The sequence below is a fragment of the Paenarthrobacter sp. NEAU-H11 genome (genome assembly GCF_050573415.1).
Taxonomy (GTDB): domain Bacteria; phylum Actinomycetota; class Actinomycetes; order Actinomycetales; family Micrococcaceae; genus Arthrobacter.
Window position 1 is genome coordinate 246340 of the sequence record NZ_JBNZGA010000003.1, and the last position, 15808, is coordinate 262147.

A 15808-nucleotide genomic window follows, 5' to 3' on the forward strand; every position below is an offset into this window, starting at 1 on the left:
GAGGGAATGGCGCGAGCGACAGTCCAGGACGTCGCCAAAACGGCAGGAGTGTCGGTCGGGACAGTTTCACGGGTCCTTAACGGCAGCCCGGCAGTCAGCGCTGCGAGCAAGGAAAAGGTCAAGGGTGCCATCCGCGAACTCAACTACCGGCCGCTGGCTTCTGCCCGCGACCTGCGCCGCGACCGCACCATGCGCCTGCTGGCCCTCGCCAAGAGCCTCGACTCCCCTGTCATCAGCGAAGCCTTCCGTGGCTTCGGGGACGCCGCGGCACTGTCCGGCTATGTCAGCCTCATCGCACCCACCTCGGGGGACCTCGAGCGGGAACAGCAGCTGGTGGACATGCTGCGCAACGGCTCGGTGGACGGCCTGATCCTCTTTTCGCCCACCATGCCGGACGCCGATGTTGAGGCACTGGCAGGGCAACTGAGCGTTGTCCAGGTCTGCGAGATCGTCGATTCCGAGGCGGCATTCGGTGTTTCCATCGACGACCGGCGGGCCGCCGTGGACATCACCCGGCACCTCCTGGCAACGGGCAGCCGGCGCCTGGCGATGATCGGCAACAGGGCGGCACGCTCCGGCCGGCTGCGGGAGGAAGGATTCCTTGCTGCCGTCCGGGAGGCGGGTCTGCAGCCGGAGCACCTGTTGTTCGCTGAGGGCGAGTTCGGTTTCCATGCCGGGCGCCGCCTCACCAGGGAACTCCTGCTGCTGGACCCGCTGCCCGATGCCGTCTTCTGCGGCAGCGATACTGTGGCCGCCGGATGCGTCCGCGAGATTACCGACGCCGGCCTGCGGGTTCCGGACGACATCGCCGTGGCAGGTTTCGACGATTCCGTCCAGGCGGAAATGTGCGTCCCTGAACTGACCACCATCAGGCAGCCCGCCTACGAGATGGGCCGGGTGGCCTTTGAAGCGCTGTTCGCACGCATGACTGAGCCAGGCGAACACCGCCGAGGCCGCACCTTCCTCCCCCACGAGCTCGTGGTCCGCGACTCCACGAAGGGCTAGCACCAGGGGTTGACAGTCCTCGACGGCGGCTGCAAGACTTTTGGAATCGATTCCAAACCTGCGGCAGCCTTCAGCGGCGCGACGGGTTGGAATCGATTCCAACCGGCTTCACAGAGCCCCCTCCGCCACCAACCAGTTAAGGAAGCACCCCTTTGATCAACGAGCAGCAGCCGTCAGTGCAGCCCGCCGCCCTTCCCGAAGAAGCACCGGCAGAAGCGTTGCGGGTGGGCGTGGTAGGCATCGGATGGGCCGGCCAGCAGCACCTGAAGGCCTACCACGCCCTTGACGGCGTCAGCATCGTTTCGCTTGCCGGCATGGAGCAGGAACTCCGCGACTCCCTGCAGGCCGAATACGCCATTCCGAACGCCTTCGCGGACTGGAAGGACATGCTGGACCACGGCGGACTGGACGCCGTCAGCGTGGCAGTGCCAACCTTCCTGCACGCCCCCATCACCATCGCCGCCCTGGAACGGGGAATCCACGTCCTGAGCGAGAAGCCCATCGCCCGCAACGCCGTCGAAGGCCAAGCCATGGTTGACGCTGCCCGCAAGGCCGGGCGCGTCCTGGACGTCGCCTTCAACCACCGCCGCCGCGGCGACATCCAGGCGCTGAAGGGCGTCATCGATGCGGGCGGGCTCGGCCGGCCGTACTACGCCAAGGCATCCTGGCTGCGCCGCTCCGGCATCCCCACCCTGGGCAGCTGGTTCACCAACCCGGAGCTTGCCGGCGGCGGACCGCTGGCGGACATCGGCGTCCACGCCCTGGATTACGCCCTGCACCTGCTGGGCGAACCGAAAGTGGTGGCCGTCTCGGCGGCCACCCATTCGGAACTGGGACCACAGGGGCGGGGAGGCGGCAGCGCCTACTCCGCCCTGGCATCCAGCCACGCCTTCGACGTGGAGGACTTCGCCTCGGCGTTCCTCCGGCTCGAGGGCGGCGGAACCCTGGTGATCGAGGCGAGCTGGGCCACGTACCGGGAGACGGACGACCTCCTGGACTTCACGATTTACGGAACGGACGGCGGCGCGGAGCTCAAGGTGCAGGGCGCGCCTTTCCCGCCCGTGGGCCAGCTGCGGGTGTTCACGGACAAGGACGGCGAAAGCGCCGATTACGTCCCGCCGGTACTGCCGGGCCGCGCCCATGATGCAGTGGTGGAGGACTTCGTCACGGCAGTCCGGGGCGGCGAGGCAGTCTGGGGCGGGCATGACGGCTCCCTGGCGCTCTACCGGGCACAGATCATCGACGCGTGCTACCAGTCAGCGCTGGAGCAGAGGGAGGTTCGGCTCTAATGAACGGCAAACTGAAGATCCGGGTATGGAACGAGGGCGTCCACGAGGCCATCAACGAGCCGCCCCACATCGGGGAGATCTACCCTGACGGCATCCACGGTGCCATCGCCGCCGGGCTCCGTTCCTTCTACCCGGAGGCGGAGATTACGACGGCGGTCCTCGCCACGAACGATGAGCACGGCCTCGACGAGGAGGTGCTCGCGGAGACGGACGTCCTGCTGTGGTGGGGACACATGGCCCATCATGAGGTGAGCGACGCCGTCGTCGAACGCGTCCACCGGCACGTCCTCGGCGGCATGGGCCTGATCGTGCTCCACTCGGGGCACTTCGCCAAGGTGTTCACCAGGCTGCTGGGCACCAGCTGCTCGCTCGCCTGGCGGAACGACGGCGAGCGCGAGCTCGTGTGGACCGTGAAGCCCTCGCACCCCATCGCTGAGGGCGTGGACAGCCCCATCGTCATCCCCGAACAGGAGATGTACGGCGAGCTGTTCGATATCCCGGAGCCGGACGACCTCATCTTCATCAGCTCCTTCGCGGGCGGCGAGGTGTTCCGTTCCGGCGTCACCTTCACCCGGGGCAAGGGCCGCATCTTCTACTTCAGCCCCGGCGACCAGGAATACCCGGTGTACCACCACCCGCAGGTCCAGCGGGTCCTGGCCAACGGCGTGAAGTGGGCGGCCCAGCCCGGCCTGCACCGCTCGGCCCCAGGGGTCACCAACCCCGCCCGGGACTGGTTCAGCTAAGGATGGCTGCAGCCGGCCTCCGGCATGGCAACCCTGACGACAGCAGCTGCGGGTTTCCCATAGCCGGGGCCGGTTCCAGCGGGTACAACTGAGGGATGACTACCCCGGCACTGGTGTTAGGCCCCATGATGCGGTACGTGGACCAGACCTCGGCGAGCATCTGGGTGGAAACCCGGGACAACGCCAGCGTGACGGTCAGCGCCGGTGCCGGGGAGTGGAAAGCCCGGACCTTCGCCGTCCACGGCCACCACTACGCGCTGGTGGAAGTGGACGGCCTGGAGCCCGGATCCGTGACACCGTACACGGTGTCCGTCAACGGAGTGCCGGTGTGGCCCGACCCCGGGACGGGGTTCCTGCCGCCGGTGATCGCCACCCTCAAACCCGGCAAGCCGCTGCGCCTGGCCTTCGGTTCCTGCCGCACCAGCGTCCCGCACGACGAGTCCGGCAACCGGAGCCACGGCGTGGACGCTTTGCGGGCCTACGCAGTGGCGATGAGTTCCGGCGGCGGCGGGGAGCCGTGGCCGGACCTGGTGGCATTCCTCGGGGACCAGGTCTACGCGGATTTAACCAGCGAACAGATGCAGGAATTCATCAAGGCCCGGCGTGATATTGAGGCGCCTCCCGGCGAAGAGCTCAAGGACTACGAGGAGTACGCGCACCTCTACCACCTGGCATGGTCCGACCCCGCGAACAGATGGCTGCTGTCCACCCTGCCCAGTGCCATGATTTTCGACGACCATGACATCCGGGACGACTGGAACTCGTCGAGGAGCTGGCGGGAGGCGATGCAGGCCACCGCCTGGTGGCAGGGGCGCATTGTGGCCGGACTGGCCTCGTACTGGGTCTACCAGCATTTGGGAAACCTGTCCCCGCAGGAGCGCGCCGCGGATGTGATCTGGCAAAAGATCACATCCCGCCGCGGGGACGGCGAACCGGACATCAGCGCTGAGCTGGACAGTTTCGCCGAACGGGCCGACCAGGATCCGGAAACCTACCGGTGGAGTTACTGCCGCGACTTCGGCGACACCCGGCTGCTTGTGGTTGATTCCCGTGCCGCCCGGAACCTGGACCCTGACCGCCGGGCCCTGCTGGACGACGCCGAAATGGACTGGCTGGACGCCCGGATGCGCGGCGGGTTCCGGCACCTGCTCGTGGCAACGTCCTTGCCGTTCCTCCTGCCGATGGGCCTGCACCACCTTGAAGCCTGGGACGAGGCAGTCTCCGAGGGCGCATGGGGCAGGCTCCCGGCACGGGTCGGCGAGAAACTGCGCCAGGCGGTAGACCTGGAGCACTGGGGTGCCTTCCAGAACAGCTTCCGGCGGATGGCCGCCATGGCCGCGGAGGTGGCAGAGGGGACGCGCGGTCCGGCGCCGGAGACTGTCACCTTCCTGTCGGGCGACGTGCATTTTTCCTACGTCTCCGAAGTGGAGCGGTCTTCGGGAAGCCGCATCATCCAGGCGGTCTGCTCTCCCATCCGCAACCCGCTCCCGCGGCTGATGCGCTCCTTCGGCGCCGTGATGTCCTACGGCCTGGCCGCGCCGATCGGGGCGTTGGCGGCACGCTCCGCCAGGGTTCCGGATCCGCCCCTCCGCTGGTCCGGCATCAAAGGCCCATGGTTCGACAACAACCTGGCCTGCCTCGAAGTGGTGCCGGAGGGCTTGAAGCTGTGGTGGCAGCGGGGCGTGGTGGACGGCGGCGACAACCTCAACCCCCGCCTGGAACGCGTGGCCGAGATAACCGTCGCTCCACGCAGGACGGCGGGGAATGCTGCCGTCCTGCCCTCCTAGATCAGGCCCTGGGCCAGCATGGCGTCCGCTACCTTCACGAACCCGCCGATGTTGGCGCCGAGCACGTAGTTGCCCGGATCGCCGTACTCGTCAGCCGTGGAGGCGCAGCGGTCGTGGATGCCCACCATGATGTCGGTGAGCCGCTCCTCGGTATGTTCGAAGGACCAGGAATCCCGGCTGGCGTTCTGCTGCATCTCCAGCGCCGACGTGGCAACGCCGCCGGCATTGGCGGCCTTGCCCGGACCGAACAGCACGCCGGCCTGCTGGAACACTGCCGCCGCGTCGCGGGTTGAGGGCATGTTGGCGCCTTCGCCGACGGCAAGGAGCCCGTTGCGGACCAGCCGGGCGGCAGCACCGCCGTCGAGCTCGTTCTGGGTGGCACAGGGCAGCGCCACGGTGGCATCGACCTCCCAGACGGAGCCGCCGTCCACGTAGGACACGCCGCCACGGCGTTCGGCATAATCTTTCAGGCGGCCCCGCTGCACTTCCTTCACTTCGCGAAGAAGGGCGACGTCGATGCCCGCCTCATCCACCACGTAACCCGAGGAGTCGGAGCAGGCCACCACAGTGGCACCCAGCGCCTGCGCTTTGGCAATCGCATTGATGGCCACGTTTCCGGAGCCTGAGACCACCACGCGCTGGCCGTCGAAGGACGTGCCGCGGGTCTTCAGCATTTCCTGGGTGAAGATCACGGTTCCGAAGCCGGTGGCTTCCGGCCGGACCAGGGATCCGCCCCAGGAAATGCCTTTTCCGGTAAGGACGCCGGATTCGTAGCGGTTGGTGATGCGCTTGTACTGCCCGAACAGGTAGCCGATTTCGCGGCCGCCCACACCAATGTCGCCGGCCGGGACGTCGGTGTATTCACCAATGTGCCGGTACAGCTCGGTCATGAAGGACTGGCAGAACCGCATCACCTCGCCATCGCTGCGGCCGCGGGGGTCGAAGTCCGAGCCGCCCTTGCCGCCGCCGATGGGCATGCCGGTGAGGGCGTTTTTGAAGATTTGTTCAAAGCCCAGGAATTTGACGATGCCCAGGTAGACCGAGGGGTGGAACCGCAGGCCGCCTTTGTACGGGCCCAGCGCCGAGTTGAATTCCACCCGGAAGCCGCGGTTGATCTGCACCCGGCCCTGGTCATCAGTCCACGGCACGCGGAAGATGATCTGCCGCTCCGGTTCGCAGAGCCGTTCCAGGATTGCGGCTTCAAGGAGTTCGGGATGCCTGTCATGGACGGGCCCCAGGCTTTCAAAGACCTCAACTACTGCCTGATGGAACTCCGCTTCGCCGGGGTTCCTGGCCAGGACAGTGTCCCTGATGGCCTCCAGCCGTGCATCCATGAATCTTTCCTCACCGTGGGCGTAACACTGGGCAGCCACGCGGCGGGCGGCGTCGTCCCAAATAGTTTACGCTTCAACTTAACTGATTGCGACCGGCCACTGTTAGGCGGCCCCAATCACAATGCCCTAACCTCCGTATTGTGACAGAAAAATTCCACTTAGCGATAATTCCGTCGGCGCTTCCGGCGGGCGGCGGGGCGTCCTGATGCCGTACGTCTGCCTGCTCCTCTCCGGTGCAGCACTGCTGGTCAACGGTCTCGCCACCCTGGGGCACCTGCCCCGCCGCGACGCAGCCGTCCTGGGCCTGGTGGTGGGGATCGTGCAGCTGGTGCTCGGCGTCGTCGTGCTGTCCCTGGGCGGTGCGGCCGGCACAGCGCCGACGGCAGCAGGGATCCTCCTGTTCGGGCTGACCTACGCCTATGCGGGCCTGGACATCCTGCTGGGCCTTGGGGCGAAGGGCCTGGGCTGGTTCTGCGGGATGGTTGCGTTCGTTGCCGTGCTGCTTGCCTTCTTCTGGCTTCCTGCCGATCCCCTGCTCGCCGTGCTGTGGCTGGCGTGGGCGGTGCTCTGGGGCCTGATGTTCGCCTCCCTGGCCTGCGGCCGGAGCGGACTGGACCCCTACATGGGCTGGGCACTGGTCCTGGCCAGCCAGGTGACCGCCACGGTGCCGGCCTTCCTGGGAATGGCCGGGCTCTGGCCGCGCAGCGCCCACGTTGCCGCCGGCGCCGCCGGGCTGTTGGGACTTCTCTTCCTTGCCGCGGGGGTACTGGCGCGGCGGCAGCCTGCGGGCGAATGGCGCGCACCGGATAAGCCCGGCACCGTTGCCGCCCTGCCCCGGGAGCCGCGGCGCTAGCCGCCGTGGCATACTGCCGTAACCAGTTTCTGCCGGATCCGCCGGCTGGAGGTCGGAAGGGGTTCTTCAATGCAGGAGTTCGTCAGTGCGGACGAAACAGTGCGGCAGCACGTCGTCGATGCGCTCGCGCAGGCGGGAACCGCCCCGGATCGCGCCTTTCAGCAGCGGTTCGACGCACACTTCCCCGACCTGTGCCGCCTCTTCCGCACGCTGTACGGATCCCGGCCGGACTGGCAGGACCAGCTGGCCGCCCTGGTGGTCCAGGGTGCGCGCTCCTGGGATGGGCGCCCGGCCGAGCTGAAGGCCCTGGACGCTGAACGGGAGGCCAACAGCGGCTGGTTCCTGTCCAACAACATGCTCGGCGGCGTCTGCTACGTGGACAGGTACGCCGAAAGCCTGGAAGGGCTGCGCTCCCACATTCCTTACTTCAAGGAACTGGGCCTCACTTACCTGCACCTCATGCCGCTGTTCCTCGCGCCCGAGCCGCACTCCGACGGCGGCTACGCCGTCTCCAGCTACCGCCAGGTCAACCCCAAGCTGGGCACCATGGAACAGCTCCGTGAGCTTGCCTCCGAGTTCCGGACCCACGGCATCAGCCTGGTGGTGGACTTCATCTTCAACCACACGAGTGACGAACACGAGTGGGCCCGCAAGGCGGCGTCGGGGGATCCGGAGTACAGCGACTACTACTGGATCTTCCCCGACCGCACCATGCCGGACGCCTTTGAGCAGAACGTGCGTGAAATCTTCCCCGAAAACCACCCCGGGTCCTTCATCCAGATGGAGGACGGCCGCTGGGTGTGGGCAACCTTCCACACCTACCAATGGGACCTGAACTACTCCAACCCGGACGTCTTCCGGGCCATGGCCGGGGAGATGTTGTTCCTGGCCAACCAGGGCGTTGACATCCTGCGCATGGATGCCGTGGCGTTCATCTGGAAGCAGCTGGGCACCCCCTGCGAAAACCTCCCCGAGGCCCACATCCTCCTCCAGGCCTTCAATGCCGTCTGCCGGCTGGCCGCGCCGTCGCTGCTGTTCAAGTCCGAGGCAATCGTGCATCCGGACGAGGTGGCCCTCTACATCGATCCGGCCGAATGCCAGCTCTCCTACAATCCGCTGCAGATGGCGCTGATCTGGGAATCCCTGGCCACCCGGGACGTCTCGCTGCTGGCGCAGGCGCTCGAACGAAGGCACAACATCCCGGACGGCACGTCCTGGGTCAATTACGTGCGCAGCCATGACGACATCGGCTGGACCTTCGCCGACGAGGACGCGGCAGAGCTTGGCATCAACGGCTTCGACCACCGCCGTTTCCTGAACTCCTTCTACGTCAACCGGTTCCCGGGCAGCTTCGCCCGCGGCGTCCCGTTCCAGGACAATCCCAAGACCGGGGATTGCCGGATTTCAGGTACCACGGCGTCCCTGTGCGGCATGGAGGTGGACCCGGCCGAGGCGGTGGAGCGGATCCTCCTTGCCCACTCGGTGGCCTTCAGCACCGGCGGCATCCCGCTCCTGTACCTGGGCGACGAGGTGGGGCAGGTCAACGACTACGGGTATGCAGAAGAGGAAGGGCACGACGCCGACAGCCGCTGGGTGCACCGGCCCCACTACCCGGCGGGCCAATACGCGCTCCGCCACGACCCGTCCACCCCCGCGGGCGCGGTGTACGCCGGCCTGAAGCGGATGATTGAGGTCCGGGCGGCCACGCCTGAACTGGCCGGTACCAGGCTGGTGGATTTTTCCACCAACAACCGTTCCGTCCTTGCCTACCAGCGGCCCGGCGCCGCGGCTGAAACACGGGTCCTGGCGCTCGCCAACTTCAGCGACCAGCCCCAGGCCCTACCCGCCGAAACCTTCTCCGGATACTCCCCTGCCGCCGTCGACCTTCTCTCCGAAGCAGCGCTGCAGCTGGACGAGGGGGTCACGCTCCTCCCCCGCCAGTACCTCTGGCTGCGCGTCACTCCCGTTTAGGCCCGTCCCATCCCAACTAGGTAGCGCTAAGTGTCGTTTTGGCCGCCCAAAACGACACTTGGCGCTACCCAGTTGGGCGGGCGGGGGCGGGGCGTGAAACCATACGGATCATGGCCCAGAAGATTGCGTACCAGGGTGAGCCCGGCGCCAACTCCAATATCGCGTGCAAGCAGATGTTCCCCGACATGGAAAGCGTGCCCTGCGCGAGCTTCGAGGACGCGTTTGAACTCGTGTCCAGCGGCGAGGCCGAGCTGGCCATGATCCCGATCGAGAACTCCATCGCCGGCCGGGTGGCGGACATCCACATCCTGCTGCCGCAGTCCAACCTGCAGATCGTGGGGGAGTTCTTCCTGCCCATCCACTTCGACCTGCTTGGCATCCCGGGCAGCACCATCGAAGGTGCCACCGAGGTGCACAGCCACATCCACGCCCTGGGCCAGTGCCGCAAGCTCATCCGCGAGCACGGCCTCAAGCCCGTCATCGCCGGCGACACCGCGGGTTCCGCCCGGGAAGTCAGCGAGTGGAACGATCCCCGCAAGCTGTCCCTCGCTCCCCCGCTCGCGGCCCAGATCTATGGCCTGGAGGTGCTGGCCTCACGGGTTGAGGACGACCCCTCCAACACCACGCGCTTTGTGGTCCTGGCCCGGGAAAAGGAGCTGCCGGCGCGGGATGAGCTTCCCGGACCGGCAGTCACCAGCTTTGTGTTCCGCGTCCGCAACGTCCCCTCGGCCCTGTACAAGGCGCTGGGCGGCTTCGCCACCAACGGCGTGAACATGACCCGGCTGGAAAGCTACATGGTGGGCAACGAATTCGCCGCCACCATGTTCATGGCCGACGTCGAAGGCCACCCCGAGGACCTGCCGTTGAAGCTGGCCCTCGAGGAACTGGACTTCTTCACCACCGAGGTGCGGATCCTGGGCGTCTACTCCGCCGCGGACTACAGGACGGCTCAGACCGTCAGCGGCTGACCCGCTGCATGGCGCGGCTTCAGGAGACCGGCGAAGAACTCCGCCAGCTCCGCCGTCGCCGCGAGCGGCAGGACGTTGGCCACGTACTGGTCCGGACGGACCACCACCACCACGCCGCCGCGGTCCAGGCCCCGCAGCTCGAAGATGTCCGCGTTGGGATCGGTGGCGTACACCTTCTCGTAGTCGGTCAGCTTGAACGGGCCCACCTGCGGCCTGAACACCGCCGGTACCGCGTTGATGTCAACGGCGGTGTGGGGCTGCTGGTAGACCACTTTCACGTCGAACCAGGCGTCCGGGTCAGCGTCCGACGGCGTCGCGGCCAGCGGTGACTGTGGCGAGTTCGCCAGCCACTCGGCGAAGTCCGCCACACCTGAGTGCCCGCCGGCCGGTGCCGCGTCGGCGAAAACGTAGATCCGCCAGCGGCCGTCAGCCGTAGCGTGGTGGCCCAGGTGCATCGGGTTGGTATCGCCCACCCGCACCACGGGCGCCGATTTGAAGCGCTTGCCCACGGGAAAGCCGGTGGCCAGGTCCTGGTGGATGTCGCTGCCGGTCACCATGGACGGCGTGTACTGGGTCATGAAGCCGGCCGGGAATTCAGCGGTGCGCACGTAGAAGTCCTCAAGGTCCGAGGGGTGTTCGAACTCTTCGGGCTTCTTGGCCATCATGGTGGACCACTCCTTATCGAAATCGATAAGGTTCTTCGCCACCACCTGGCGCTCCTCGGAGTAGGTGGACAGCAGGCTCTCCGGGCTGCGGCCTTCCAGCACGTGCCCCAGCTTCCAGGCCAGGTTGAACCCGTCCTGCATGGAGACATTCATGCCCTGGCCGGCCTTGGCACTGTGGGTGTGGCAGGCGTCGCCGGTGATGAACACCCGCGGAGTACTGGTGCCGCGGTCCTCCGGCAGGACGTCGTCGAACCTGTCCGTCAGGCGGTGGCCCACCTCGTAGACGCTGTGCCATGCCACGTTTCGCACGTCCAGCGTGTAGGGGTGGAGGATCTCGTTGGCCTTGTGGATGATCTGCTCGATGGTGGTTTTGCGGATGGCGCCCTTGGTGTCCGGATCCACCTCGCCAAGGTCCACGTACATGCGGAAGAGGTAGCCGCCTTCCCGGGGGATCAGCAGGATGCTGCCTTTCTCACCCTGGATGGCGCACTTGGTGCGGATGTCCGGGAAGTCGGTAACGGCCAGGACATCCATAACGCCCCAGGCGTGGTTGGCGGCGTCGCCGGCGAGGTGGCAGCCAATGGCGTCCCGCACCTTGCTGCGGGCGCCGTCCGCACCAACAACGTACTTGGCGCGGACCACCCGCTCCTGGCCTTCGCTTGGGCCGGAGGTGCGGGCGAGGGTCACAGTGACGGGGTACTCCCCCTGGCCGGTGACTTCAAGGCCGCGGAATTCGTAGCCGTAGTCGGGCTTCATGCGGGTGGGCGAGTTGGCCATGACCTCGGCGAAGTAATCGAGGACGCGGGCCTGGTTCACGATGAGGTGCGGGAATTCACTGATCCCCATCTCGTCGTCCACGGCACGGGCGGCCCGGACGATGCGCGAGTGGTCCGCCGGGTCCGGCTTCCAGAACGCCATTTCGGTGATCCTGTATGCCTCGGCGATGATCCGCTCGGCAAAACCGAAGGCCTGGAACGTCTCCACGCTCCGGGCCTGGATGCCGTCGGCCTGGCCGATGGGAAGACGCCCTTCCCTACGTTCAACAATGCGCGTTGTGACATTCGGGAACTGGGAAAGCTGCGCGGCTGCAAGCATGCCGGCAGGTCCGGTGCCCACAATCAGCACGTCGACTTCGTCCGGAAGGTCAGCAGGCCGGTTGATGCCGACGCCTGCCGCAGGCTTGACCCGGGGGTCGCCCGACACGTAACCGTGGTGGTGAAACTGCACGGGATTCCTCACTTCGTTGTGTGGCGCTTCAGCTGCACGAGCTGTTCGATAATAGAATTTCAGGTTCCATATAAGAAACCCTGCGATTGAGCACCACAGTACGCCACCTGTGACGGGGACTACAAGGGACCGGGATTCCCTTGGGAAAAGGGGTTGACGAACGCCGACGCGAGCGCGATAGTGATCGTATACGATTTTGTACTCGATGAGGAGACGCTTTGGAGCAGGTCAACGGGGACACCCTTGCAGCGGCACGCAAGGTCATCGCGGTGCACATCAACTACCCCAGCCGGGCCGCGCAGCGGGGACGCACGCCGGCCCAGCCGTCGTACTTCCTCAAGCCGTCGTCGTCGCTCTCGCTAAGCGGCAGCGCGGTGGAACGGCCTGCTGGCTGCGAGCTCCTCGGCTATGAGGGGGAGATTGCCCTGGTCATCGGCAAGGCCGCCCGCCGGGTCGGGCTCGAGGACGCGTGGAGCCACGTCGCCGCCGTTACCGCGAGCAACGACCTGGGCGTGTATGACCTGCGCTGGGCGGACAAAGGCTCGAACCTGCGTTCCAAGGGCGGCGACGGCTTCACTCCCGTGGGCCCCGCACTGATCCCGGCAGACGCCGTCGACCCCGCCAAGCTGCGCATCCGCACCTGGCACAACGGCCAGCTCGTCCAGGACGACACCACGGAGGACCTGCTTTTCCCGTTCGCCCGCCTGGTCGCCGACCTCTCCCAGCTGCTCACCCTCGAGGAGGGGGACATCATCCTCACCGGCACCCCCGCCGGTGCCTCCGTGGCCAGGCCCGGGGACGTGCTGGAGGTGGAGGTGGGCACGCTTGATGGCAGCCCCACCACCGGACGCCTGGTCACCAGGGTGGAGGAAGGCACGACGCCGTTCGCTGACTTTGGTGCCGGCCCCAAGGTTGACGATGTGCAGCGGGAGGAAGCGTGGGGTTCGCGCGAAGCTGCCGGCCTTCCTGCCCCTGCCAGCGTCCTCACCCCGGAACTGAAAGCCAAACTCGAGAGCGTCGCCACGGCCACGCTGTCCTCACAGCTGCGCAAACGCGGCCTTAATAACGTCAGCATCGACGGGCTGCAGGCCACGCGCCCGGACCGCCGCGTCGTCGGGCTGGCCCGGACCCTGCGCTACGTCCCCAACCGGGAGGACCTGTTCAAGTCCCACGGCGGCGGCTTCAACGCCCAGAAGCGCGCCATCGATTCCGTGAACGAGGGCGAAATCCTGGTGATGGAGGCCCGCGGCGAGAAAGGCACCGGGACGGTGGGTGACATCCTGGCCCTGCGCGCCCAGGTCCGCGGCGCCGCGGCGATCATCACGGACGGCGGCGTCCGGGACTACGCCGCCGTGGCCGGACTGGAGATGCCCACCTACTTCGCCAACCCGCACCCCGCGGTGCTGGGACGCCGCCACGTTCCGTGGGACACGGACATCACCATCGCCTGCGGCGGTACGACGGTGCAGCCCGGCGACATCATCGTGGCCGACTCGGACGGCATCCTGGTGATCCCGCCGGCCATCGCCGGGGAACTCGTCGAGGACTGCATTCGGCAGGAACAGGAAGAAGCCTTCATCTTCGAGATGGTGAAGCAGGGCAACAGCGTTAACGGCCTCTACCCCATGAACGCCGAGTGGCAGGCACGGTACGAGGACTGGAAAGCGGGCAAGAGCAATGACTGAGGCAGTATTGGCCGCGGGCAGCAAGTCGCAACAGGCCTACGACGCAGTGAAGGCCCGGATTGTGGAAGGAACCTACACCCCCGGGTACCGGCTGGTGCTCGGCAGCATCGCCAAGGACCTCGGGTTCAGCGTGGTCCCGGTCCGGGAAGCCATCCGCCGGCTCGAGGCCGAAGGCCTGGTGAAGTTCGAACGCAACGTGGGCGCCACCGTGGCCGGGATCGACCCCACCGAGTACCTCTACACCATGCAGACCCTGAGCATCGTGGAAGGTGCCGCCACCGCGCTGTCTGCTCCGCTGGTCGATGCCGCGGCGATTGCCCGGGCCCGCGCCGTGAATGAGGAGATGCGCGAGTGCCTCCAGCATTTTGACCCCGTCCGCTTCACCCGGCTCAACCAGGACTTCCACAGCGTCCTGTTCGAGCGCTGCCCCAACCCGCACATCCTGGACCTGGTCCACCGCGGCTGGAACCGGCTGGCAGCTTTGCGGTCCTCCACGTTCCGCTTTGTCCCGGGCCGTGCCCGCGAATCGGTGGAGGAGCACGAAGGGCTGCTGCAGCTCATCGAATCCGGAGCAGACGCCGATTCCATCGAGAAGGCCGCCCGCCTGCACCGCTCCGCCACCCTGGACGCCTACCTCGCCCAGACCACCCCGCAACCAGCAACGCGGGGTCACTAAACGCCCAATAAACGGCCCCAATCGGCCCAGAAGTGACCCCGCGTTGAACTATCACGAAGGAAACAACAATGACGTTCACTGCAGAACAGTCCGCCACCCACTACGTGCCGCAGGACCTTCCCAACCACATCCAGCACTACATCAACGGCCAGTTCGTCGACTCCGTCTCCGGCAAGACCTTCGATGTCCTGGACCCGGTATCCAACCGGAACTACGCCACCGCCGCCGCAGGCCAGAAGGAGGACATCGACCTCGCCGTCGCCGCCGCCCGGGAAGCGTTCACCAACGGCCCGTGGCCGAAGATGAAGCCCCGAGAACGCGCCCGCGTCCTGAACAAAATCGCGGACGCCGTCGAGGCGCAGGAAGCCCGGCTCGCCGAGCTTGAGACGTTTGATACCGGCCTGCCCATCACCCAGGCCAAGGGCCAGGCCCTCCGCGCGGCGGAGAACTTCCGCTTCTTCGCCGACCTGATCGTGGCACAGTTCGACGACGCCATGAAGGTCCCCGGCTCACAGATCAACTACGTGAACCGCAAGCCGATCGGCGTCGCGGGCCTCATCACGCCGTGGAACACCCCGTTCATGCTGGAGTCCTGGAAGCTCGCCCCGGCCCTGGCCACCGGCAACACCGTGGTCCTCAAGCCGGCCGAGTTCACCCCGCTCTCCGCCTCGCTGTGGGCCACCATCTTCAAGGACGCCGGCCTCCCTGACGGGGTGTTCAACCTGGTCAACGGCCTCGGCGAGGAAGCCGGCGACGCCCTGGTCAAGCACCCGGACGTCCCGCTGATCTCCTTCACCGGCGAGACCACCACCGGCCAGACGATCTTCCGCAACGCCGCGGCCAACCTCAAGGGCCTGTCCATGGAGCTCGGCGGCAAATCCCCCTGCGTCGTGTTCGCCGACGCCGACCTGGACGCCGCCATCGACTCCGCCCTGTTCGGCGTCTTCTCCCTCAACGGCGAACGCTGCACCGCCGGCTCCCGGATCCTCGTGGAACGCGCCATCTACGACGAGTTCTGCGAAAAGTACGCCGCCCGCGCAAAGAACATCGTCGTCGGCGACCCGCATGACCCCAAGACCGAGGTGGGCGCCCTGGTCCACCCCGAACACTACGAAAAGGTGGCCTCCTACGTGGAGATCGGCAAATCCGAAGGCCGCCTTCTCGCCGGCGGCGGGCGGCCCGAAGGACTCCCCGACGGCAACTACATCGCACCCACGGTGTTTGCCGACGTCTCCCCCGACGCCCGGATCTTCCAGGAGGAAATCTTCGGACCCGTCGTCGCCATCACCCCGTTCGAGAACGACGACGAAGCCCTCGCCCTGGCCAACAACACCAAGTACGGCCTCGCCGCCTACATCTGGACGCAGAACCTCACCCGCGCCCACAACTTCTCGCAGAACGTCGAAGCCGGCATGGTCTGGCTGAACAGCCACAACGTCCGCGACCTGCGCACCCCGTTCGGCGGCGTCAAGGCCTCGGGGCTGGGCCACGAGGGCGGCTACCGCTCCATCGACTTCTACACCGACCAGCAGGCCGTCCACATCACCCTCGGCACCGTCCACACCCCCAAATTCGGCGCCTAGCCAACCCCTTTCAAAGAAGAGA

Annotated in this window: 12 protein-coding genes; 10 read left to right on the forward strand and 2 right to left on the reverse strand. The window is 66.7% G+C overall.

Translation table 11 applies throughout. The features are described 5' to 3' along the window. Positions 1-6 precede the first annotated feature (6 nt). From ACQ3DC_RS05875 to ACQ3DC_RS05890, 4 genes are all read left to right on the forward strand, one after another. Positions 7-1005: a LacI family DNA-binding transcriptional regulator gene (locus ACQ3DC_RS05875; RefSeq protein WP_157240577.1), complete on the forward strand. Its 999-nt coding sequence runs from the start codon at positions 7-9 to the stop codon at positions 1003-1005. Positions 1006-1157: 152 nt separating this feature from the next. Then, positions 1158-2294: a Gfo/Idh/MocA family protein gene (locus ACQ3DC_RS05880; protein WP_323057520.1), complete on the forward strand. Its 1137-nt coding sequence runs from the start codon at positions 1158-1160 to the stop codon at positions 2292-2294. Further along, entirely contained in the window at positions 2294-3037 is a 744-nt protein-coding gene (locus ACQ3DC_RS05885) for a ThuA domain-containing protein (RefSeq protein WP_430751771.1), read from the forward strand. Before ACQ3DC_RS05880 ends, ACQ3DC_RS05885 begins: the two co-directional genes overlap by 1 nt. 95 nt (positions 3038-3132) lie before the next feature. Continuing rightward, a complete protein-coding gene (locus ACQ3DC_RS05890) occupies positions 3133-4824 on the forward strand; it encodes an alkaline phosphatase D family protein (protein ID WP_430751772.1) in 1692 nt (563 codons plus the stop codon). Here the strand turns inward: ACQ3DC_RS05890 and gdhA are convergent. Beyond that, the gene (gene gdhA, locus ACQ3DC_RS05895; protein ID WP_321214634.1) at positions 4821-6158 is read right to left on the reverse strand and encodes an NADP-specific glutamate dehydrogenase; all 1338 of its coding nucleotides are present in this window, start codon (positions 6156-6158) and stop codon (positions 4821-4823) included. The two genes, ACQ3DC_RS05890 and gdhA, sit on opposite strands and share 4 nt — an antisense overlap. A gap of 205 nt (positions 6159-6363) precedes the next feature. Between gdhA and ACQ3DC_RS05900 the strand changes: the two genes are divergently transcribed. From ACQ3DC_RS05900 to ACQ3DC_RS05910, 3 genes are all read left to right on the forward strand, one after another. Beyond that, positions 6364-7011, forward strand: a complete 648-nt coding sequence (locus ACQ3DC_RS05900) for an AmiS/UreI family transporter (protein WP_430751773.1) — start codon at positions 6364-6366, stop codon at positions 7009-7011. A 69-nt stretch (positions 7012-7080) separates the two neighbouring features. Further along, on the forward strand, positions 7081-8982 hold the full coding sequence (locus ACQ3DC_RS05905) for an alpha-amylase family glycosyl hydrolase (RefSeq protein WP_430751774.1): 1902 nt from the start codon (positions 7081-7083) through the stop codon (positions 8980-8982). Between the two features lie 110 nt (positions 8983-9092). After that, positions 9093-9950: a prephenate dehydratase gene (locus tag ACQ3DC_RS05910; protein ID WP_157240564.1), complete on the forward strand. Its 858-nt coding sequence runs from the start codon at positions 9093-9095 to the stop codon at positions 9948-9950. Here the strand turns inward: ACQ3DC_RS05910 and ACQ3DC_RS05915 are convergent. After that, positions 9932-11842, reverse strand: coding sequence for an FAD-binding monooxygenase (locus ACQ3DC_RS05915; protein WP_321214638.1), 1911 nt, complete (start codon positions 11840-11842; stop codon positions 9932-9934). The genes ACQ3DC_RS05910 and ACQ3DC_RS05915 overlap by 19 nt on opposite strands. 218 nt (positions 11843-12060) lie before the next feature. Between ACQ3DC_RS05915 and ACQ3DC_RS05920 the strand changes: the two genes are divergently transcribed. From ACQ3DC_RS05920 to hpaE, 3 genes are all read left to right on the forward strand, one after another. After that, positions 12061-13527 (forward strand): fumarylacetoacetate hydrolase family protein, encoded by a 1467-nt coding sequence (locus tag ACQ3DC_RS05920; RefSeq protein WP_430751775.1) that lies wholly within the window; start codon positions 12061-12063, stop codon positions 13525-13527. Further along, positions 13520-14203: a GntR family transcriptional regulator gene (locus ACQ3DC_RS05925; RefSeq protein ID WP_323057526.1), complete on the forward strand. Its 684-nt coding sequence runs from the start codon at positions 13520-13522 to the stop codon at positions 14201-14203. Before ACQ3DC_RS05920 ends, ACQ3DC_RS05925 begins: the two co-directional genes overlap by 8 nt. Positions 14204-14271: 68 nt before the next feature. Next, the gene (gene hpaE, locus ACQ3DC_RS05930) at positions 14272-15786 is read left to right on the forward strand and encodes a 5-carboxymethyl-2-hydroxymuconate semialdehyde dehydrogenase (protein ID WP_430751776.1); all 1515 of its coding nucleotides are present in this window, start codon (positions 14272-14274) and stop codon (positions 15784-15786) included. Positions 15787-15808 lie beyond the last annotated feature (22 nt).

Excerpts from the sequence above, each read along its gene's own strand:
- ACQ3DC_RS05875 (WP_157240577.1), top strand. The coding sequence starts at position 7 with ATGGCGCGAGCGACAGTCCAGGACGTCGCCAAAACGGCAGGAGTGTCG.
- ACQ3DC_RS05885 (WP_430751771.1), top strand. The coding sequence starts at position 2,294 with ATGAACGGCAAACTGAAGATCCGGGTATGGAACGAGGGCGTCCACGAG.
- ACQ3DC_RS05890 (WP_430751772.1), top strand. The coding sequence starts at position 3,133 with ATGACTACCCCGGCACTGGTGTTAGGCCCCATGATGCGGTACGTGGAC.
- gdhA (WP_321214634.1), bottom strand. The coding sequence starts at position 6,158 with ATGGATGCACGGCTGGAGGCCATCAGGGACACTGTCCTGGCCAGGAAC.
- ACQ3DC_RS05900 (WP_430751773.1), top strand. The coding sequence starts at position 6,364 with ATGCCGTACGTCTGCCTGCTCCTCTCCGGTGCAGCACTGCTGGTCAAC.
- ACQ3DC_RS05905 (WP_430751774.1), top strand. The coding sequence starts at position 7,081 with ATGCAGGAGTTCGTCAGTGCGGACGAAACAGTGCGGCAGCACGTCGTC.
- ACQ3DC_RS05910 (WP_157240564.1), top strand. The coding sequence starts at position 9,093 with ATGGCCCAGAAGATTGCGTACCAGGGTGAGCCCGGCGCCAACTCCAAT.
- ACQ3DC_RS05925 (WP_323057526.1), top strand. The coding sequence starts at position 13,520 with ATGACTGAGGCAGTATTGGCCGCGGGCAGCAAGTCGCAACAGGCCTAC.
- hpaE (WP_430751776.1), top strand. The coding sequence starts at position 14,272 with ATGACGTTCACTGCAGAACAGTCCGCCACCCACTACGTGCCGCAGGAC.